Raw genomic sequence first — 20,459 nt, forward strand, 5'->3', positions numbered from 1 at the left:
AATTAGTCACTAGTATCAGAATGCGAGTTACTACTATTAGGGAGTAACTCGTATGCTTAGCCGTAAACTTATTTCAGTCAGTGTGATTGGTCTATCCACAATATCGCTGCTCGCGTGCAGTGAAAAAACACCTGATGACCCGCGCACTCAAATTCCATTAGTTAAAACAACAACGGTTAAAGTCGCTTCTGAAGCTTCGCGTTCTTTTACCGGTGTTGTTGCAGCTAGAGTGCAGAGTGATTTGGCTTTTCGTGTTTCAGGAAAAATACTGGAGCGCTTGGTTGATGCTGGGCAACAAGTGAAGCGTGGCCAACCATTGTTTCGTATAGACCCCAATGACCTGAAGTTAACGGCGATGAGTCAGCAAGAGGTTGTCATGGCCGCAAAAGCACGTGCAGACCAAACTGCGGAAGATGAAATAAGGCACCGTGGTTTAGTGGAAGCTGGGGCGATTTCTGCCTCCGTCTATGATCAAATCAAAGCGGCGGCTGATGCTGCAAAAGCACAATTAAAAGCAGCTGAATCACAAGCCGATGTAGCAAAAAATGCATCTCACTATGCAGTATTGGTTGCCGATGCGGATGGTGTGGTGGTTGAAACGCTGGCAGAGCCCGGGCAAGTGGTGAATGCCGGGCAGGCTGTGGCGCGTGTGGCACATGCCGGGAAGCGCGAGGCCATTGTGCATTTACCAGAAACCTTACGGCCAGCATTAGAGACAGTTGCCCAAGCAAAGCTCTTTGGTAACGGTAGCAAAACCGTATCAGCCAAACTCAGGCAACTTTCAGAATCTGCAGACGCTCTTTCTCGTACATATGAAGCGAGATACACTTTGAGTGAAGGCTTGGCCGATGCTCCACTGGGGGCGACGGTCACGATTCAGCTTAATGATAGTGGTTCTAGCGCCACCACAGGCATTGAAGTGCCCATCGGCGCGATATTCGATTCAGGTAAAGAGTCTGGCGTATGGGTGGTTGAAGGAAAACCATTACAAGTAAACTGGCGTCCGGTAAAGTTGCTCAGCATCAGTGAGGAGTCCGCACGTATAGACAGCAACCTTGAAGTGAATGATCAAATCGTTGCGCTTGGTGCTCATCTTCTGCACCAAGGTGAAAAAGTAAGGGTGGCGACGGATAGCAACCTTAGTGCTGATTTGAAAAATGGAGAAGCAAAATGAGCGGATTTAACCTATCCGCGCTTGCGGTGCGCGAACGCGCTATCACGCTGTTCCTGATTTTCTTGATTACGATTGCAGGCATACTCGCTTTCTTTCAACTTGGCCGCGCTGAAGACCCGCCATTCACGATTAAGCAAATGACGGTAGTGACGGCATGGCCTGGCGCAACGGCTCAGGAGATGCAAGATCAGGTCGCCGAGCCGTTGGAAAAACGTCTGCAAGAACTAAAGTGGTATGACCGTACTGAAACTTTCACACGCCCTGGTTTAGCATTCACGATGGTTTCGTTTCTGGATAGTGCTCCACCTTCTGAAGTGAAAGAAGAGTTCTATCAGGCACGAAAAAAACTCGGAGACGAAGCTAAAAAATTACCTGCTGGTGTCATTGGCCCAATGCTCAATGATGAGTATGCGGATGTGACGTTTGCCCTATTTGCATTGAAAGCTAAAGGCGAGCCACAGCGACTGCTTGTTCGCGAAGCAGAAAAACTTCGTCAGCAATTGCTGCATGTCAAAGGCGTAAAAAAGGTCAATATTATTGGCGAGCAGTCTGAACGCATTTTCGTGTCATTTTCCCATGACCGTTTGGCTACCTTGGGGATTACCCCGCAAGAGATTTTTGTTGCACTGAATAACCAAAACGTTTTGACGCCAGCAGGTTCTATTGAAACTAAAGGCCCACAAATATTTGTGCGCGTTGATGGTGCGTTAGAGAGTTTGGATAAAATTCGACAAACTCCAATCGTTGCAAAAGGCCGTACCTTCAAGTTATCGGATATCGCATCGGTTGAGCGTGGTTATGAAGACCCCGCTACTTTTTTAGTTCGCAATAACGGTGAACCGACACTCTTGCTTGGGGTGGTGATGCGCGATGATTGGAATGGCCTTGATTTGGGTAAGGCACTTGAATCAGAAGTGTCAAATATCAACGCCGAACTACCATTGGGCATAACGCTTAGCAAGGTGACCGATCAGTCTGTCAACATTAGTTCGGCGGTAGATGAGTTCATGGTCAAGTTCTTCGTGGCTTTGCTTGTTGTGATGGTGGTGTGTTTTGTCAGTATGGGCTGGCGTGTGGGCATCGTAGTGGCTGCAGCGGTACCGCTGACATTGGCTATCGTGTTCATCATCATGGCTGCGTCTGGTAAGAACTTCGACCGCATTACGCTCGGCTCACTAATTCTCGCGTTGGGCTTGTTGGTGGATGATGCCATTATTGCTATCGAGATGATGGTGGTGAAGATGGAAGAAGGCTACAGCCGTGTTGCAGCTTCAGCTTATGCTTGGAGCCATACCGCAGCACCTATGCTTTCTGGTACGTTGGTCACAGCGGTTGGTTTTATGCCTAACGGTTTTGCACGCTCTACAGCGGGTGAATACACCAGTAACATGTTTTGGATTGTCGGCATTGCGCTGATTGCGTCTTGGGTAGTAGCGGTGGTATTTACGCCATACCTTGGTGTTAAGATGCTGCCAGACTTCAAGAAGATTGATGGCGGTCACAATGCTATTTATGATACGCCACGATATAACCGATTTCGCCAAATATTGGGGCACATCATTGCTCGCAAGTGGATGGTGGCTGGTACAGTGGTGAGCCTTTTCGTTGTTGCAATACTTGGCATGGCCGTGGTGAAAAAACAGTTTTTCCCAACCTCTGACCGACCTGAAGTGCTGATTGAATTACAAATGCCCTATGGCACTTCTATTTCGCAAACTAGTGCTGCAACAGCCAAGGTCGAGGCTTGGCTAGCTAAGCAGGAGGAAGCCAGAGTCGTGACCGCCTATATCGGTCAAGGCGCACCTCGATTCTTTTTGGCAATGTCCCCAGAGTTGCCTGATCCGTCATTCGCAAAGATTGTCGTGCTCGCAGGTAATGATAAAGAGCGTGAAGCCCTGAAGTTGAGGTTGCGTCGCGTCATTGCAGATGGGCTAGCGCCAGAGGCACAGGTGCGTGTCACCCAAATCGTGTTCGGACCGCCTTCACCTTATCCTGTGGCCTACCGTGTCATGGGTCCGGATACAGAAAAGTTGCGCACCATCGCGAATGAAGTCGCACGTGTGATGCGCGCCAGTCCTATGATGCGAACTGTCAATACAGACTGGGGCACAAAAGTACCAACCCTACATTTCAAGCTGGATCAAGATCGACTTCAGGCCGTAGGATTGACCTCAAACGCTGTATCCTCACAGCTGCAGTTTTTGTTAAGCGGTGTCTCCATTACTGAGGTACGTGAGGATATTCGTTCTGTGCAGGTGGTAGGGCGTGCTGCTGGTGATATCCGTATTGATCCGGCAAAAATCAGTGGCTTTACATTGATTGGATCGGCAGGGCAGCGCATTCCGTTGACACAAGTGGGTGTAGTTGAAGTGCAAATGGAAGACCCCATACTCAGACGCAGAGACCGCACGACGACCATTACTGTCCGTGGCGACATCGACGAAAGTTTACAACCACCGGATGTGTCGAGTGCCATATTGACGCAGTTGCAACCGATTATTGATAAATTGCCTGCTGGCTACAGAATTGAGCAGGCAGGATCTATCGAAGAATCGGAAAAGGCGACCAAGGCAATGTTGCCTCTGTTCCCGATTATGATTGCACTCACCTTGCTGATTATCATCTTGCAAGTGCGTTCGATAGCGGCGATGGTTATGGTGTTTCTGACCAGTCCGTTAGGTTTAATTGGAGTAGTACCAACACTGCTACTATTCCAGCAGCCTTTCGGTATCAACGCCTTGGTGGGTTTGATAGCACTATCAGGCATCTTGATGCGCAACACACTGATTTTGATTGGGCAGATACGTGAAAACGAAGAAGCGGGGTTAGATCCTTTTAATGCGGTTGTAGAAGCAACTGTGCAACGTGCAAGACCAGTGATCTTAACTGCTTTAGCCGCGATATTGGCCTTCATCCCGCTGACGCATTCAGTTTTCTGGGGAACACTTGCTTATACGCTGATTGGCGGGACGTTTGCAGGCACAATTCTTACGCTCATGTTCTTGCCGGCTATGTATTCCATCTGGTTCAAAATTAAACATCCGAGGAAAATTAGTTAATCAAGTTTCACATCTTAATAAACGTAAAAAGGGGGGGCATAAGCTCCCTTTGAGTTCCTACAGTACATGCCGCCTTAATAAGCGACAATTGCAGCAGCATAACTTTGAAGTTTTATGCAACTTCAATAATTTTTACTTTAGGTTTATTAAGCTCTTTTAATAACAGCTTGTAAGTATCAAGTTCAAATATCATCTCTGATTTAGTATTGGTCATTTGATTTAATGCAGACGCATCCTCAACCGACCCCAAATAAATCCAATGTTCAAATAAATGCAGTGCTGATTTGTCATTGAAACTATGGGTTTCATGAATGCCAATCTTGCCTTTAAACGGCCATGTTTTAAGTTGATGTGTAATCATGGCTTGCTGCAAACGTAGAAAGTGAAGTTCAGATGCTTCCTTACCAGCACAGACTCCTTTACACCGTTTTAATTGATGGGCGAAGCAGGCACCTTTGCCAGATTCAAGTCCCAATAATCTTGGACATAATTGATGCGTTTCTGCAATTTTGCGCAACACCTCTATTGCTTGTCGTTTTGACTTGAAGGTACCAAACAATTGCCCTAAGTTTACAGGCTCAATTTCATCTAATTGCACTAAGCTAACAAGAGGTAGTTGCGTATGGTGTTCTGCGACGCGCCATGAACAAAGTTGCCTCTCATGCCTCAGTTGTCGATTGTAAATAGGCTGATGCTCTTTAACGAGCTTAGACTCAAGTAATAAGGCACTAAATTCTCCAGCAGTTTCTATCCATTCAATATGTTTGATTTCCTGACTAATCCGCATCTCTTTGGTAGAGGCGTGGTCACTACTGAAGTGCGACAACACACGCTCCCTGATATTGATGCTTTTGCCAATATATAAAGGTAGGCTCGTGTCACCATAAAACAGATAAACGCCGGGCGTTTCTGGAAGGCTATCAATTAATTGCGCATCGATATGAGACGGTAGACTTTTAGAGCCCTTGAGTAATGCTTCAGCTGCATGGCGAACAGCAATACTGCCAAGCTCTTCGCTTGCCGCTCTTAAGAAACCTACCATCATTTCCACATCACCCATGGCTCGATGTCTGGATTCACAAACTAAGCCATGTCTAGCAATGATGGCATCTAATCCATGACTGCGATGTTGCGGATATAGCTTGCGAGAGAGTTTGACGGTGCAAAGTACCTTTTGCCGTAAATCAATGCCAATACGCTTGAATTCATTCTTAAGAAACCCATGATCAAACCTAACGTTATGCGCACATAGCACAGCGTCTTTTAAGTAGTCCAGCAACTCGCCCGCAATCTGTTTGAAAGTAGGGGCATTGGCTACCATTTCGTTATTAATGCCTGTGAGCTGCTGAATAAAGCCGGAGATTGGAACTTCTGGGTTAATTAGTGTTTGCCATCGTGACACTTCCTGATTGCCTTCATATTTAATGAGTGCAATCTCAGTAATTCGGTCTTTGAGCGGGGTGGCACCTGTGGTTTCCAGATCTAGTAATACATAACTTGCTAGCATGAGTGATCCGTTTTTTCTTTAATGATGCTAGTAACTCCTAAACTGTCCAGCCACAACACCATAGATCGCAAATTGCTCTTTAGGGCGGATGACGTCAAAGTCTTTATTTGCTGGAATGAGTACAAACATATCCTTTTCTTTGCCCAAGGTCTTGATGGTGAATTTATCATCAATGATTGCAACAACGATATCGCCAATATTTGCAAAAGGTCTTTTTTCGACAATAACAGTATCTCCATCCAGTATGCCCAGATCTTTCATGGAGTCACCTTTAACAGGAATCAATTCAGTGACTGACGGTTTTTTAACAAGATACTCATCAATTGTAATGTAATCGCCACCATCATTATAAGTAGCAGTAAATGCACCGGCTTGTACGGTGTTGCTGGAGAGAGGACGCTCGAAGAAGCGTTTTCCCGGACTTAGTTTTTTGTCTGGGGCAATCTCTAGAAATCCCATTAATTTCAAGCGTGCAACTAGCTTAGCAATCGTATTTTTTGATCCCACATTTAATAGTGTTTGCATGTAGCTATAACTTGGTAAAGCACGATAGCTGGCAAAGTAATCTCTTAACTGTCCCAGCTTCTCAATATCAGACTCATGCGCTTTGTTGAAATCAGTCATGTGAAGATGCCCTGTAGTTATGTATGATTAATAAGAACGTTCGTTCTTATTATCAGTCGAATTGATAATAATGGCAAGCCAAGTGGGTTTTATATTTGAATAGTGACTTAATTATGCGGCAATCTTTTTTAGCGTATGCACTACACGGTCATGTAACTATTGTTACGCATGAGAAGAGCCGCCTATTAGACCCAGGCTCATTTTAGTTACCAAGTTTAGCTCCGCTCAATCTATCTCTTCCCATTTTGACATTGTGATATGTGTCTATCTAAACGGATGAAGTCCAAAATTTACATAAATTACAGATAAAACAATGATCAAAATTTGATAATTAGAAGACTTATCCCTGCTGCTTGCCAACATCCTTAATCCCTATCAAGGTGAGTTAAGTTAGATGTATTTTTATATTAATACAAAATTAACTTGTATTTCTGACGTATAGGGGAAACCCCTTAAGGGTCAGCCCTAATTTATCTTTACGATTCAATCAACTACAGTTTGTTATCAGTGATCCTAAACTTAGGTCATTGGTACAAATTCGCTATTCGTATTACCAGCTTTAAATGACTACCATTTTTTAATTTGGAGATAAATATGACCCTTGAGAAACATAAAGAGAAGGCGGAAAAAACACAGCCTGACAATTGTGAAACAGATGTTGAATCCTGCCATGAAGATATTCAGGATGCCAGACTTTCAAAAATTGCCGAGATTGCTTATTACAAAGCAGAAGCACGCGGCTTTGAACCAGGGCATGCACTGGATGACTGTATTGCCGCTGAAAATGAGCTTAGGTGGTATTAACTCTGGCAGTGAGTGCTATTAACGTAGCGCAACATAAATAACCGTTTTAATTTTTAGTAAAGGATATCGTCATGTCTGATAAAAAAGGTAATGTCCCAGTAACAACAAGCAATAAAATCGAAACCAAAAAACAGTGGCCCAGTATGCATCCGCTTACAGATATCAGTAAGGCATTTGAAGAGTTTTGGGGTCAAAAGTGGCCATCTCTATGGGATCGGAGGCACATGCCTTCAGTAGATAATCTTTTTGAGTTTGAAGGCCAGCGCTTACCAAGCCTAGATGTAATCAATCGTGATTCTGAGATAGTCATTAAAGCAGAAGTGCCAGGTTTTGATAAGAAGGATATCAGTGTTTCAATCGCTGACGGCATTCTTACAATCAAGGGGGAAAGCAGCAGCGAAAGCAAGGAAGAGAAAGGTGATTATTACAGACGCGAGATTTCTAGCTCTTCGCTGGCACGTTCAGTATCACTGTCAGGTAATGTTGATGAGTCAAAAGTAGTAGCCAACCTAAAAAATGGCATTCTTGAAGTCACATTGCCGAAAACTGAAACATCCAAACCGCGCAAAGTTGAAGTGCAATAATTTAGTTTTATTACATTCTCAGCCGCTGAATATGGCGCTGCACACATTCACCCGGCAATTGATTACCGGGTGAATTGTTACATATAAAGCGTTTAATGCTATCAAGAGCTTTCAGAAGTACTGGACTTCAATTTACGGAGTAATCGACTTCAACAATATTATTAAAACATGTTCAATATATTAACTTCAAATACTCGTATATTATTTTATAAAAAAGTTTTATGATAACCCCATGATTTAAATTAAATAAATCCTTTGTTTAAGTAGGGTTTTACGGTAATTAGCCTTCCGGCCAACAATAAAAAGCAGAGGCAATATCATGAGCAGCAATACGAGTGATATGAAGCAAACAGATGACCGTTTCCGTCAAGTGGTGGAAGCCGCACCAAACGCAATGGTCATGGTAGGCAAATCCGGAATCATCGAAATGGTGAACACGCAGGCTGAGATTATTTTCGGCTACCGCAGAGATGAACTATTGGGACAGTCTATTGATTGCCTGCTTCCGGAACGGTTCCGTCATCAGCATCCACATCATCGAGACTCCTTTTTTTCTGACCTGCGTCCGCGTGCAATGGGCATTGGCCGTGATTTATTTGGCCGACACAAAGATGGCAGCGAGTTTCCGGTTGAAGTCGGGCTTAACCCGATTGAAACAGAGGATGGCATCAAAGTACTTTCAGCAATTACTGATATTTCGGCACGCAAGCGCATGGAAGAGCGTTTTCGCCAAGTGGTGGAAGCCGCACCAAACGCAATGGTCATGGTAGACAAATCCGGAATCATCGAAATGGTGAACACGCAGGCTGAGATTATTTTCGGCTACCGCAGAGATGAACTATTGGGACAGTCTATTGATTGCCTACTTCCGGAACGGTTCCGTCATCAGCATCCACATCATCGAGACTCCTTTTTTTCTGACCTGCGTCCGCGTGCAATGGGCATTGGCCGTGATTTATTTGGCCGACACAAAGATGGCAGCGAGTTTCCGGTTGAAGTCGGGCTTAACCCGATTGAAACAGAGGATGGCATCAAAGTACTTTCAGCAATTACTGATATTTCGGCACGTGTAAAAGCGAATCAAAAACTTGCCGAACACCATGAAGAGCTCGAGCGCAGCAACAAAGAGCTAGCAACATTCGCCTATGTAGCATCTCATGATCTGAAATCACCGTTACGAGGCATTTTCCAGATTTCACAGTGGATTGAGGAAGATCTAGGTAATGGAGATATATTGTCAATCCCAAGCCATATGAATTTATTGCGCGGGCGATTACGTCGCATGGAACTTCTGCTGGATGATTTGCTAGCCTACTCGCGCGCAGGACGCATGGAAGGTGGTCTCAGCCAAATTGATCTTGGTGTGCTGGCTCATGACATATTTGATATGCAGGCGCTCCCAGAGGGCTTTACGCTAGTAACTGCAGAAAACTTGCCTACCTTTACTACACTCGCTACTCCACTGGAGCAGGTACTTCGTAATCTATTTACGAATGCAGTAAAACATCACGACCAATTAACCGGGCGCATTAAACTGGATTGGCAACTTAAAAATAAAGACTATTACGAATTCAGCGTAACAGATGATGGTCCTGGGATTCCGCCTGAGTACCATGAGCGCGTTTTTGTAATGTTTCAAACTTTGCGACCGCGCGATGAAGTTGAGGGTAGCGGTATGGGGTTGGCATTGGTTAAGAAAATAGTGGAAACCTATGGCGGAAAAACCAGCATCACATCAGATGGCATCCGCGGCACCAGCATTCTCTTTACCTGGCCACTCAATATAAAGGGAAGAACGCCAATTGCAAACTCAATCTAGACACAACTACAAAGAAGTCACCTTGCTTGTAGTAGATGATGATGATATAGATGCTATTGCCCTGGAACGCGCATTACGCAAACTCCGGTTATTGAATACACTCCATCGCGCTAGAGATGGACTGGAAGCATTGACTCTGTTACGTTCAGGGGTGATCTCTCCTCCTTATATTATTTTGCTTGACCTAAATATGCCCCGTATGAACGGGTTGGAGTTTCTAGAGGCATTACGCGCTGACCCTATACTGACGCATGCGGTTGTGTTTGTTTTAACGACATCAAAGTCCGATGAAGACTTAGTAGCTGCTTATCGCAAGCATGTTGCTGGCTATGTCTTCAAACAACACATGGACCGGGACTTTCTTGAGGTGATTGGCTTGATTGAGCATTACTGGCGCATAGTAGAACTGCCGGTAAATAAGGAGATGTCATGAGACTGCTACTTGTTGACGATGATGAACTGGATAGGATGGCAGTTGTACGTGTTTTACAGAGTCCTAAATTAATCAAAGATATAGTTCACGCAAGTACCGCTGTTTCAGCGCTAAAACTTTTTGATGAAGGTACATTTGATGTCGTCCTGCTTGACTACAGGCTTCCAGATATGGAGTGCCTTGACGTCCTGAATAAGCTCACTCAGCATGCCAACAAACATGCAGCGGTAGTTATTCTAACCGGTATGGTTAATGATGAGGCGATAGAAAGAGACTGCATTATTGCAGGTGCACAGGATTTCTTACTTAAACAGGAGCTCTCGCAAAGACATTTAACAAAAGCCCTGGTTCATGCACAGGCACGTCATGCTCTCAATCAGCAATTGATGGAAACATATGCAAGATTAAAATATCTCGCTGAAAATGATCCTATGACAGGCTTATCAAACCGGCACTATTTTGAGGATCACTTGCGAACTGCAATCTCGCGTGCAGAACGCTTTGATAGCAAAGTCGGATTACTCTTTCTGGATATTGATAACTTCAAACTTATCAATGACAGTCTGGGTCACGATACAGGGGACCAGATTCTGCAGCAAGTTGCAAATAGACTGCTCGGTGTAATTCGAGAAGGTGATATCGTATGTAGGCTTGGTGGCGATGAGTTTGCAATTATTGCCCATGATATAGAAACAGAAACCTCACTAGCTACGCTTGCCCAACGCATTATAGATAGCCTGGGCATACCTATCACGCTTGCGCATACAGAGCACTTTATTTCTTGCAGTATTGGCATTTCAACCTATCCTAATTGTGCACAAAATGCTGAAGATATGCTGAAACATGCGGATCTGGCAATGTATCACGTTAAACGCATGGGAAGAAACGGGTTTCATTTCTTTACTGAAGCCTTGCAGGAAATCGTTATGAACAAAATAGTGCTGGAACAACAGTTGCGGTCTGGCGCGCTACAAAGCCAGTTGCTGCAGTACTACCAGCCAGTCATTAATGCAAAAAATTTCAACGTTTGTGGTGCTGAAATGCTCGTACGCTGGAATCATCCATTAAGGGGTATATTGCCTCCAAGTGAGTTTCTTGGCGATATTGAAGAGCTGGGCTTCTTATCCGCAATTGATGTTGTCAATTTAGATTTAGCCTGCAAACAGTTGGCTGAGTGGCGTTCAAGCGGCTTAGTTAATGACTCGTTTGTACTGGCAGTTAACGCCAGTGAGCAGTTAATCAAAGAAGATAATTTTCAGGGCATCATCAAATCCGATCTAGACAAGGCAAACTTGCTTGGCTGCAACTTGTCCATAGAAGTTACCGAAGGCGTTCTGGTTTCTGATTTTGACAAGACATCCACGATCTTAAACCTGATTAAGGGCTATGGGGTAAAAGTCGCTATCGATGACTTTGGTACAGGCTATTCATCCATGGCTTATCTCAAATGGCTTCCCGCATCGATACTAAAAGTTGATCGCTCTTTTGTACAGAATGTGCCAGATAGCGTAGCAGATTGCCGGGTACTGAAAGCCATCATCGTAATGGCTAAAGGCTTAGATTTCGAAGTGATTGTAGAAGGAGTTGAAACGATTGAACAAGCACGCCTATGCTGTGAATACGGCGCTGATATGTTTCAGGGCTACCTTTTTTCAAAACCATTGCCACCTGAAGAGTTTGCATTTTTTATAGAGCAGCATAAGCCAGCTTCCTATAAAGTCTAGTAATTACATCTAAAAACAGCCTGCTGCTATTTCTGTTTTCATCTCATAAATTTAAATTAGATGTGATAGCCAATCTTACTGCCATTACTCAGGTAGACGGCAATTAGTAAACAAGTCATTGCCACGACTGTTAGATTTCTACGTAGCGGCATATACCAAGAAGGTAGCTCAGCATGATTGTATAGTTGCCGATCTCGTACCAGAGCCACAGCAAAAAACACAGCAAGTAACACAAATCCATAGTTTTTTGGAATGGATAAAGAAATCCACGCAATTAATGACGGTACCACGCTCCACAAAAATGATGAGCGTTGTTTATTGATTGGCAGTTCATGCAGCAGCATTGCGAACGACCAGTGCAAGGCGCCGACGAAACTCAGGATAACTGCACCATAACTTAATAAAAAGTGACGCCACATATCAAGATGGTTATAGTCAAAAAACAAAAATACTGTGGGGATGATAAAAGGTAATAAACCAAAGTAACCGAGCAATTTTGGCATTGATGAAAGATAGTGTTTCGTCATATTTTTAATCTTGAAATTGTTTTCACATATGTCGACATTTATTCTGCAATCCTCTCGATGCTGCCTATGCATAGCAAAGCCGACTCTTAATAGTTATATGTAAGTATCAGTATGCTTCATAATATTGCCGTCCGGCAATATCAAAAAATGTCAGATTGGATATTTGGCTTAATAGGTTTACTATGGAAACTGAACATATGATTGCTTATAAATAATTTACCTACAAAAAATTCACAGCGTAGTTTCGCTCTTATGAAAAAGAAATTTACACTAAAAGCAAAATATGACCCGCTACTGAAAGAGCCTGCCTATATAGCTCTTACACTGCTGACCCTTATTACTACTCTATTGTTACTTGGCTATCATCTTTGGCAGACTCACACACAAGCGCTAGATGAAGCAGATACCAATAGTGGGAATCTTGCTTGGGTACTCGAGGAGCGTTTGGACACAACTTTTCGTAGAATTGATGCAGACATTTCTCAAATTGCAAATAAAGTAGTTACTGAAGAGTATAAGTATAATGATTTCAAGAAGTGGACAAGCTATCTTGCTGGCTTTAAGAAAAACTTTCCTGAAGTTAATGGGTACTATATTTTTGATGCTACAGGTCAAATGCTATCTAGTTCAGAACCAAATGATCAACCCATCAACATCTCTGATAGAGAACATTTCCAGGCATTACGAGACAACCCCAATAAAGCACTAGTATTTTCTGATGTGCTTATATCAAGAACCAATGGGCGGCCAATGATGGTGGTTGCTCGCAGCATACGCAATCATCGTGGTCAATTCATTGGAATTACGTCTGCTACAATTGATCTAGACCACTTTCAGACGTTGTTTAACTCTATAAGAGTTGGCTCAACGGGCTCGATTACTTTAATGCGCAAAGACAACCAGAAACTAGTACTTCGATATCCGTCAAACCCTTCTGATTACAACAAAGAGTTCATTTCAAAACAAGCACAACGTATTCTTAAAGGTGAAAGAGCTGGTGTCGAACGCTATATCTCACAAGTTGATAATGTTTTTCGTATTGGTTCTTTTCGCGCACTAACTGACTACCCATTTTTCGTAAACGTTGCCTTTGCTGAGACAAGTGCGCTCGCACAATGGAGAAGTATGGCATTTAGATCAATTATTGGCACATCAGTATTTATAGTAGCACTGATTTTTTTACAAATTAGGCTTTGGCGTACAGAAAATTTACGTCGAAATGCTATCAAAAAACTGGATAGAGCTGCGCAAATTGATGAGCTCACCAATCTTCCCAATCGCCGTAATTTTATGATGAAGGCGGAAGATGAGCTGTCCCGTACCACGCGTAACGGTGGTTGCCTAACGGTGCTTATGATTGACATTGACAAGTTCAAGAACATTAACGACACATATGGGCATGAGTCAGGAGACGTAGTACTCAGGAAATTTGGAGAGTTATGCCAAGTATCTATGCGCACTTACGACATAGTTGGACGAATTGGTGGGGAAGAGTTTGCACTTTTGTTACCCAATACTAATCTTGCGCTAGGAGTCGAAGTTGCTGAGCGAATACGAAGGAATATAGAAAGTGCGTCAATAAAAACGACAGATGGTCAGATTATCCACTTTACTGTTTCAATTGGTGTATCTGCATTAACTCGAGACAACACTTCGATCGACATTTTGCTGAATCATTCAGATAAAGCTATGTATGAAGCAAAACATAGTGGTCGCAATAGGGTGCATGTATTTTCTTCAGATGTGCAAATGATTAAACAAAACTAATATAGAAATATTTTCCATAATATTAATCTTATCAAGAAATTATAGCTATCAATAGGCTACTCTTATTTACTGAACTTGCCTTATGAAATTATTTAAATATGAGACGTAGTATTCGTTCATATATGGCAATAAATTTAGAGGAAATAGACATGGCAGTGTTTTTTAAATCACACAGCAGGCTTTTATAAACAAGCCACCAATCAACTTTAGTGTTCAATCGACTTAAGTTTGATGCGCATTGTCTCACACTTGCCTCAGTCATCTTTACGGTCATGAAAGATTTAAATTTTCTGAAAGCATTCTAAATGCAAGAAAACTTTAACACTAAACCATGGTGGCTAGAATTTCCGAATAACATCGGATCTGAAAACTTATTTGAAGCTAATGAAGCTAAAGGTTTAACTTCAAGAGAAGCTAAAATAAGGCTAGCAAAATTTGGGTTTAATACTTTTAATGAAACTCAAGCCAAATCCTTACTGTTTCAGTATCTACAACGTTTCAAAAATCCACTTGTCATTATTTTATTAGTAGCAAGTGCCATTTCAGCATTTACTGGCGAGCTAACTAACTTCTTAATTATTAGCTTTATGGTTTTGTTGAGTGTTACCTTGGACTTTTTTCAAGAGTATCGAGCTAATGCTGCAGCTTTGAAATTAAAACAATCTGTTTCTATTCGTACTCTAGTTTTACGCGATGGGTTACCTCAAGAGATTGATGCTAATTTTATCGTTCCAGGCGATATTGTGATGTTGTCTGCAGGAAATCTAATTCCGGCTGATGGCGTTATATTAGAAGCTAAAGATTTTTTTGTACGACAGGCTTTATTAACAGGAGAATCATACCCTGTAGAAAAGCGTCCAGATAAGCCAGCAGATACCGCTATTAATTTGCAAGATGCATCTAATGCTCTTTTTATGGGAACATCAGTCATTAGCGGTAGTGCGACTATGCTAGTGATCAAAACTGGAGCCGATACTGCAGTTGGAGAAATTGCGGATAAAGTATCGCAACCCTCAAAACCCACTTCATTTGAAATTGGAACACATCGCTTTGGTCTGTTAATCATGCGGTTAACCATTTTTATGGTGATGTTTGTATTGTTTGTAAATGCTTATTTTCATAAACCTTGGTTAGAGTCTTTTTTATTTGCAGTTGCTTTAGCTGTAGGGCTAACACCAGAGCTTCTTCCGATGGTCGTTTCTGTTACTTTGTCACGTGGCGCAATGCGTATGGCAAAGAAAAAGATGATTGTTAAGCGGCTCTCAGCAATCCAAGATTTAGGCTCGATGGATGTTCTTTGCACTGATAAAACAGGTACTTTGACCGAGGCCAAAATTAAGCTTGAAAAACACATAGATGCTCTAGGTAAAACTAGTGAGCGTGTAATCGAGTTGGCTTATTTTAATAGCTTCTTTGAGTCGGGCCTAAAAAGCCCACTTGACGAGGCGATTATCTCTCACCAACATGTTGAAATTGGTACGTGGAAGAAAGTTGATGAAGTACCTTTCGACTTTGAGCGCCGCCGTGTTTCTGTCTTAATTGATAATGGAGAGTCACGCTGGCTTATAGTTAAAGGAGCACCTGATGAAATTATTGGATTGTGTAGCCATTACGAGTTGGAAGGCGCCAAAAATTCAGAGGTGTTAGATGAAGCGTCTCGACTATTACTACGTATTGAACAGCACAAGTTGGAAGAGGATGGGTTTAGAGTTTTAGGCATAGCTTGGCGAAAAGTCACTTTTGATCATCAACATGCGGTATTGGGCGATGAAGCAGAGTTGGTTTTTGTTGGGTTTGCAGCATTTCTTGATCCGCCGAAAGAGGGAGTGGCTGAAGCTTTAGAGTCGCTTAAGAAAGTTGGCGTAGCAATTAAAATTGTAACTGGTGATAGTGAGCTGGTTACTCGGCATGTCTGTAATCAACTCAAAATATCTGTGATCGGTCAACTTACTGGTGCTGAAGTAGCATTAATGGATGATTATGCGCTTCGTGCCAAAGTTGAAAGCATTAATCTGTTCTGCCGAATGAACCCATCACAAAAAGATAGAGTAATCTTAGCGTTGAAATCAAATGGGCATGTAGTCGGTTATCTTGGTGATGGCATCAATGATGCACCACCTTTACATTCTGCAGATGTAGGAATGTCAGTAGAGTCTGCAGTTGATGTTGCAAAAGAAGCGGCAGATATTATTCTGCTTAAGCAAGACCTTCATGTTCTGCATGCTGGGGTAATGGAGGGTCGGCGTACATTCAGCAATATTATGAAGTACATGATGATGGGCACAAGTTCAAACTTTGGCAATATGTTTAGCATGGCTGGGGCAGCTCTGTTCTTACCATTTTTACCAATGCTCCCAACTCAGATTCTCCTCAACAATATCCTCTATGACATATCTGAGCTACCGATTCCCTTGGATAAAGTTGATGCCGCGGATACACATAATCCACGAGTTTTGAATATAGACTTTATACGGAATTTTATGTTCGTCATTGGTCCAATTAGCTCTATGTTTGATTTTTTAACTTTTTATGTCATGTTGGTCATGTTACAAGCGAATGAACAGCTCTTTCAAACTGGTTGGTTTGTGGAGTCATTATGCACACAGGTCATGGTGATTTTTATCATCCGTACCCGTGGGAATCCACTTAAAAGTCATGCTCACCCACTGCTGATTGCAACTTCTTTGATGATCGTGGGGATCGCAATTATCTTGCCATTTACATCAATTGGAACTTATTTTGGCTTTGTCTCGCCCCCTACGAAGTTTTATTTGATATTAGGAGGCATGATGTTTACTTATCTTTGTATGGTTGAATTAGCAAAACAAGTGTTTTATCACAATTATAAATTGTTAAAAGTAGGAAACTAGCTTAACAGGGAAACGTTGGGAATCACTTTAGTGATGTGGACTGTGTTTTATGTCCGTGCGTGTGCGTGAGGCGTTCAATTATTGTGTGCAGGCAGTCGACATCTTCTATAAACTTGATTTTTCCATACACATGCACTGCTTGGTAGTTCCAGATAGTAGGTACTTGCCGGTGAGTATCGTGTTTGCTTGGGTACCAGTTGGGTGATACGTATGCATCTAGACCCCTAAAAATCACCAGTACATCATCGTCGCCTGTGGTTTCCTGCCAAATCGGATTAGCTCTTGCTACATGTGCTCGCAGAGTGCCAAGCTCTACACTGCATGTATCCATCTCAAAAGGAAGGTGGTTGGCTTCTAGGCCATTGGTGCTTTGTGTTACCAATGTACCCAGTGGGTGAGATGTCATGATATCAAAAAGCGCCTGCGGGCGATTTTCTGCAAAATGTGGTGGAATATACATCGCTAACTTTATGGTGTTGAAGACATTGGTTTTATGTAATGGCTGATTAGTTTTCAGGAATGGCAACCGAGCGCACCAAGACAAAGCGCTTTTGCTTAGTGATGGTTGCTGAGCATTTGGCTAAACTGTCAGCAAGATTGGTCAGGCATGGGCGCTCATTGTTTGTTTTTTGTAGGCCGTGTGAGGCTGCATTTGTTTGGCTGCTTGGCTCCTCCACTTGGCCACGACAGCCTGTTATTGCTAACAAAATTAAAGTTGCTGATAGCACAATGAGTTTCATGATGAGGTTATTCCGTGTATTGACTAACAGCACTATAACTTTCTATACCATGACACTACATGTACAATTTGTTATTCACTAGATATAACTGTACAGGTCAAAATACCATGCCAGAAGCATTGCCTTTACTTACATTAAATCCTGAAGACACTGTGCCCCTAGTCGAGCAAATTGTTGCTGGGATTAAGCGCTTAACTGAGGAGCGTGTACTGCGGGTTGGCACGCGCTTACCTTCTATACGTAACTTTGCCATCCAGCATAATGTCAGCAGATTTACTGTGGTCGATGCTTATGATCGATTAGTTGCATTAGGCTATTTGGCGTCTCGTCGAGGTTCCGGTTTTTATGTTGCGGCACGGCAGCAGGTTGAAGTTTCCACCGCAAGCACTTGCCGCCTAGACCAGGCTGATGATGTGTTATGGCTGTTGCATAATACTTTTCAAGATATATCCGGGGCAGTCAGGCCTGGTTGTGGTTGGCTGCCTAGTGATTGGTTAAACCCGAGTGTGATACAGAAAAGCTTGCATGAGCTATCACGTAAGCCGGGTGAGTTTTTAACAGGTTATGGTGATGTGAGTGGCTACCAGCCACTACGGCAGCATTTATTGCAAAAGCATTTGTCTGATATTGGCATTAGTGCCGAAGTGAATCAAGTTATCATGACCAACGGCGCTACGCATGGTTTAGATCTAGCTGCGCGTCTTTTGATTAGGCCCGGAGACGCTGTTTTGATTGATGATCCTGGTTATTACACACTGTTTGGTTATTTAAAAACACTGGGTGCCAAGTTGATTGGCGTTCCACGCAATATAAACGGGCCCGATGTGGCGCGCATGGAGCAATTGATTCAGGAGTTTCATCCTAAATTATTTTTTACCAATACCGTGCTGCATAATCCAACTGGTACTAGCACCAGTTTAGCAGTGGCGCACCAAATTTTACAGTTGGCAGAAAAGCATCAACTATACATTGTAGAAGATGATATTTACGGAGATTTACATCCAAGTAGCGCGCCTAGACTTGCAACATTAGATCAGCTTAAGCGGGTAATCTATATTAGCAGTTTCTCTAAGACTATATCGGCTAGCTTGCGTGTAGGTTTTATTGCCTGTGCGCCAGAGTTGGCTGCTAGGCTGCTGGATTTAAAACTGCTTTCCGGGCTGACTACTTCTGAGATTAACCAGCGAATTATGTACCAGATCCTAATTGAGGGGCGTTATCGCAAACATATAGAGCGTGTACGTTCACGCTTGCAGGAAGTGCGCGGACAGGTGATTGAGCAGCTGGAGCACAGCGGCCTTACATTGCATGTGGACCCTGTTGGAGGCATGTTTGTATGGGCGCAACTGCCGGCGGGGCAGAACGCTGCAGAGGTTGCCACATTGGCAACGCGAGAAAATATCATGCTGGCACCGGGTAACTTGTTTCGTCCTTATCAAGAGCCGTCATCATGGTTGCGCTTTAATGTGGCGCATTGCAATGATGATAGGATTTTTGACTTCTTAAAGCGGCAAGTAGGCATGAAAGCGACTAGTTAGCTTATTGCTCTAGTGCAGTCTATGCTGTCAGATGTAGGTGGATGACGCGGCGTTATTTTTAAAATCGGCTGGGTGGCTATGTTAGAATCCAAGCATGATTTTTAACTTATTGATGGCTTAGTATGGCACGTTTTCACATTATTATCCCTGCAGCTGGTATTGGTAATCGGATGGAAACCGCTATTCCCAAGCAGTACTTACCTTTGTCTGGCAAGCCGATGATTTCCTACAGTATCCAGACGTTTTTTGCTTCCCCACGTATTGCCAGTATTCATTTGGCATTAAGTCCAGAGGATTATTTCTGGCGTAATCTTGATCTGGATGCTAACAGCAGGTTGCAGTTGCATTACACCGGCGGCGAAACGCGCGCGGAGACTGTGTTAAACACTTTGCAGGCCTTGCAGTCGCAGATAGATGAGGATGACTGGATATTGGTGCATGATGCTGCGCGGCCAGGGCTAACATTAGCTTTGCTCAATACCTTGCTAGATAGTTTAGAGCATGATGCGGTTGGCGGACTGCTGGCACTGCCATTGGCTGATACCTTAAAACAATCCAATGCCGATTCTCGTGTAAAAGATACGATTCCTCGTGATGGTCTCTGGCAAGCACAAACGCCGCAAATGTTCCGTTATAGCCTGCTGAAGCGCGCTTTAGAAAACTTTGACGGTGCTCCTACAGATGAAGCGCAAGCCATTGAGGCACTCGGCTTGGAACCAAAGCTGGTGGTGGGCTCGCTAAGAAACATGAAAATTACCTACCCACAAGATATGGCATTGATGGAAGTGTTAATACAAAAGGAAATCGCATAATGAGAATTGGTCATGGCTTTGATGTGCATGCTTTAGTGGTTGGTCGCAAGTGCATTATTGGCGGGGTGGATATTCCGCACGACAAGGGGTTGGATGGTCATTCGGATGCAGATGTATTGCTGCATGCAATTTGTGATGCCTTGCTGGGGGCTGTGGCGCTAGGTGATATTGGTAAACATTTTCCTCCAACCGATATGCGCTACAAGGGCATAGATTCCCGTCAGTTGCTAAGGCATGTGGTGAACTTAGTGCGAGAGCATGGTTATGTTGTTGGCAATATTGATGCCACCGTGATGTGCGAGGCGCCTAAATTAGGGCCACATACTGCTGCCATGTGTGTGCATATCGCGGCTGATTGTGGTGTTGAAGTGACACAAATTAACGTGAAGGCGACCACGACCGAGAAGCTTGGCTTTACGGGCCGGGGTGAAGGCATTGCGGCAGAGGCTGTATGCTTGTTGCAGCCTATCTAATCAC

Annotated in this window: 17 protein-coding genes; 12 read left to right on the top strand and 5 right to left on the bottom strand. The window is 43.4% G+C overall.

Going from position 1 to position 20,459, the window contains the following annotated elements; all coding sequences use genetic code 11:
- Positions 1 to 52: 52 nt before the first annotated feature.
- Together C3Y98_RS01230 and C3Y98_RS01235 are read left to right on the top strand one after the other, a co-directional pair.
- On the top strand, positions 53 to 1,174 hold the full coding sequence (locus C3Y98_RS01230) for an efflux RND transporter periplasmic adaptor subunit (protein ID WP_135276319.1): 1,122 nt from the start codon (positions 53 to 55) through the stop codon (positions 1,172 to 1,174).
- Positions 1,171 to 4,233 (top strand): efflux RND transporter permease subunit, encoded by a 3,063-nt coding sequence (locus C3Y98_RS01235; RefSeq protein ID WP_135276320.1) that lies wholly within the window; start codon positions 1,171 to 1,173, stop codon positions 4,231 to 4,233. Before C3Y98_RS01230 ends, C3Y98_RS01235 begins: the two co-directional genes overlap by 4 nt.
- A 112-nt stretch (positions 4,234 to 4,345) precedes the next feature.
- On the opposite strand, the gene C3Y98_RS01240 is transcribed toward C3Y98_RS01235, so the two are convergent.
- Positions 4,346 to 5,740 carry an exonuclease domain-containing protein gene (locus C3Y98_RS01240; protein WP_135276321.1) on the bottom strand — a complete coding sequence of 465 codons (1,395 nt, stop codon included), beginning with the start codon at positions 5,738 to 5,740 and terminating at the stop codon, positions 4,346 to 4,348.
- Between the two features lie 27 nt (positions 5,741 to 5,767).
- Positions 5,768 to 6,364 (bottom strand): LexA family protein, encoded by a 597-nt coding sequence (locus C3Y98_RS01245; protein ID WP_135276322.1) that lies wholly within the window; start codon positions 6,362 to 6,364, stop codon positions 5,768 to 5,770.
- A 594-nt stretch (positions 6,365 to 6,958) separates the two neighbouring features.
- On the opposite strand from C3Y98_RS01245, the gene C3Y98_RS01250 reads away from it, so the two are divergent.
- From C3Y98_RS01250 to C3Y98_RS01270, 5 genes are all read left to right on the top strand, one after another.
- Complete coding sequence (locus C3Y98_RS01250; protein ID WP_135276323.1) at positions 6,959 to 7,168, top strand: DUF2934 domain-containing protein; 210 nt, start codon at positions 6,959 to 6,961, stop codon at positions 7,166 to 7,168.
- 71 nt (positions 7,169 to 7,239) lie between these two features.
- The gene (locus tag C3Y98_RS01255; protein WP_135276324.1) at positions 7,240 to 7,752 is read left to right on the top strand and encodes an Hsp20/alpha crystallin family protein; all 513 of its coding nucleotides are present in this window, start codon (positions 7,240 to 7,242) and stop codon (positions 7,750 to 7,752) included.
- A gap of 319 nt (positions 7,753 to 8,071) precedes the next feature.
- Positions 8,072 to 9,571, top strand: coding sequence for a sensor histidine kinase (locus tag C3Y98_RS01260; RefSeq protein WP_135276325.1), 1,500 nt, complete (start codon positions 8,072 to 8,074; stop codon positions 9,569 to 9,571).
- A complete protein-coding gene (locus C3Y98_RS01265; protein ID WP_135276326.1) occupies positions 9,555 to 10,004 on the top strand; it encodes a response regulator in 450 nt (149 codons plus the stop codon). Before C3Y98_RS01260 ends, C3Y98_RS01265 begins: the two co-directional genes overlap by 17 nt.
- The gene (locus C3Y98_RS01270; protein ID WP_135276327.1) at positions 10,001 to 11,728 is read left to right on the top strand and encodes a putative bifunctional diguanylate cyclase/phosphodiesterase; all 1,728 of its coding nucleotides are present in this window, start codon (positions 10,001 to 10,003) and stop codon (positions 11,726 to 11,728) included. Before C3Y98_RS01265 ends, C3Y98_RS01270 begins: the two co-directional genes overlap by 4 nt.
- A 56-nt stretch (positions 11,729 to 11,784) precedes the next feature.
- On the opposite strand, the gene C3Y98_RS01275 is transcribed toward C3Y98_RS01270, so the two are convergent.
- Positions 11,785 to 12,255, bottom strand: coding sequence for a DUF3429 domain-containing protein (locus C3Y98_RS01275; RefSeq protein ID WP_135276328.1), 471 nt, complete (start codon positions 12,253 to 12,255; stop codon positions 11,785 to 11,787).
- 252 nt (positions 12,256 to 12,507) lie between these two features.
- On the opposite strand from C3Y98_RS01275, the gene C3Y98_RS01280 reads away from it, so the two are divergent.
- Together C3Y98_RS01280 and mgtA are read left to right on the top strand one after the other, a co-directional pair.
- Entirely contained in the window at positions 12,508 to 14,022 is a 1,515-nt protein-coding gene (locus C3Y98_RS01280; RefSeq protein WP_135276329.1) for a sensor domain-containing diguanylate cyclase, read from the top strand.
- Between the two features lie 305 nt (positions 14,023 to 14,327).
- Positions 14,328 to 16,892: a magnesium-translocating P-type ATPase gene (gene mgtA, locus C3Y98_RS01285; protein WP_135276330.1), complete on the top strand. Its 2,565-nt coding sequence runs from the start codon at positions 14,328 to 14,330 to the stop codon at positions 16,890 to 16,892.
- A gap of 22 nt (positions 16,893 to 16,914) precedes the next feature.
- Here the strand turns inward: mgtA and C3Y98_RS01290 are convergent, their stop codons facing one another.
- Together C3Y98_RS01290 and C3Y98_RS01295 are read right to left on the bottom strand one after the other, a co-directional pair.
- Entirely contained in the window at positions 16,915 to 17,352 is a 438-nt protein-coding gene (locus tag C3Y98_RS01290) for an FMN-binding negative transcriptional regulator (protein WP_135276331.1), read from the bottom strand.
- Positions 17,353 to 17,398: 46 nt separating this feature from the next.
- Positions 17,399 to 17,632 (bottom strand): hypothetical protein, encoded by a 234-nt coding sequence (locus C3Y98_RS01295; protein ID WP_135276332.1) that lies wholly within the window; start codon positions 17,630 to 17,632, stop codon positions 17,399 to 17,401.
- A gap of 59 nt (positions 17,633 to 17,691) precedes the next feature.
- On the opposite strand from C3Y98_RS01295, the gene C3Y98_RS01300 reads away from it, so the two are divergent.
- The 3 genes from C3Y98_RS01300 to ispF all read left to right on the top strand — a co-directional run bounded on the left by C3Y98_RS01300 (position 17,692) and on the right by ispF (position 20,455).
- The gene (locus C3Y98_RS01300; RefSeq protein WP_135276333.1) at positions 17,692 to 19,170 is read left to right on the top strand and encodes an aminotransferase-like domain-containing protein; all 1,479 of its coding nucleotides are present in this window, start codon (positions 17,692 to 17,694) and stop codon (positions 19,168 to 19,170) included.
- Positions 19,171 to 19,292: 122 nt separating this feature from the next.
- The gene (ispD, locus tag C3Y98_RS01305) at positions 19,293 to 19,982 is read left to right on the top strand and encodes a 2-C-methyl-D-erythritol 4-phosphate cytidylyltransferase (protein WP_135276334.1); all 690 of its coding nucleotides are present in this window, start codon (positions 19,293 to 19,295) and stop codon (positions 19,980 to 19,982) included.
- Positions 19,982 to 20,455: a 2-C-methyl-D-erythritol 2,4-cyclodiphosphate synthase gene (ispF, locus tag C3Y98_RS01310; RefSeq protein WP_135276335.1), complete on the top strand. Its 474-nt coding sequence runs from the start codon at positions 19,982 to 19,984 to the stop codon at positions 20,453 to 20,455. Before ispD ends, ispF begins: the two co-directional genes overlap by 1 nt.
- Positions 20,456 to 20,459: the final 4 nt, after the last annotated feature.

This window comes from Methylotenera oryzisoli (assembly GCF_004661485.1).
In the GTDB taxonomy this organism is placed as follows: domain Bacteria; phylum Pseudomonadota; class Gammaproteobacteria; order Burkholderiales; family Methylophilaceae; genus Methylotenera; species Methylotenera oryzisoli.

Bases quoted from the DNA above. Each gene is read 5' to 3' on its own strand.
- C3Y98_RS01230 (WP_135276319.1), top strand. From the start codon at position 53: ATGCTTAGCCGTAAACTTATTTCAGTCAGTGTGATTGGTCTATCCACA.
- C3Y98_RS01235 (WP_135276320.1), top strand. From the start codon at position 1,171: ATGAGCGGATTTAACCTATCCGCGCTTGCGGTGCGCGAACGCGCTATC.
- C3Y98_RS01240 (WP_135276321.1), bottom strand. From the start codon at position 5,740: ATGCTAGCAAGTTATGTATTACTAGATCTGGAAACCACAGGTGCCACC.
- C3Y98_RS01245 (WP_135276322.1), bottom strand. From the start codon at position 6,364: ATGACTGATTTCAACAAAGCGCATGAGTCTGATATTGAGAAGCTGGGA.
- C3Y98_RS01250 (WP_135276323.1), top strand. From the start codon at position 6,959: ATGACCCTTGAGAAACATAAAGAGAAGGCGGAAAAAACACAGCCTGAC.
- C3Y98_RS01255 (WP_135276324.1), top strand. From the start codon at position 7,240: ATGTCTGATAAAAAAGGTAATGTCCCAGTAACAACAAGCAATAAAATC.
- C3Y98_RS01260 (WP_135276325.1), top strand. From the start codon at position 8,072: ATGAGCAGCAATACGAGTGATATGAAGCAAACAGATGACCGTTTCCGT.
- C3Y98_RS01270 (WP_135276327.1), top strand. From the start codon at position 10,001: ATGAGACTGCTACTTGTTGACGATGATGAACTGGATAGGATGGCAGTT.
- C3Y98_RS01275 (WP_135276328.1), bottom strand. From the start codon at position 12,255: ATGACGAAACACTATCTTTCATCAATGCCAAAATTGCTCGGTTACTTT.
- C3Y98_RS01280 (WP_135276329.1), top strand. From the start codon at position 12,508: ATGAAAAAGAAATTTACACTAAAAGCAAAATATGACCCGCTACTGAAA.
- mgtA (WP_135276330.1), top strand. From the start codon at position 14,328: ATGCAAGAAAACTTTAACACTAAACCATGGTGGCTAGAATTTCCGAAT.
- C3Y98_RS01290 (WP_135276331.1), bottom strand. From the start codon at position 17,352: ATGTATATTCCACCACATTTTGCAGAAAATCGCCCGCAGGCGCTTTTT.
- C3Y98_RS01295 (WP_135276332.1), bottom strand. From the start codon at position 17,632: ATGAAACTCATTGTGCTATCAGCAACTTTAATTTTGTTAGCAATAACA.
- C3Y98_RS01300 (WP_135276333.1), top strand. From the start codon at position 17,692: ATGTACAATTTGTTATTCACTAGATATAACTGTACAGGTCAAAATACC.
- ispD (WP_135276334.1), top strand. From the start codon at position 19,293: ATGGCACGTTTTCACATTATTATCCCTGCAGCTGGTATTGGTAATCGG.
- ispF (WP_135276335.1), top strand. From the start codon at position 19,982: ATGAGAATTGGTCATGGCTTTGATGTGCATGCTTTAGTGGTTGGTCGC.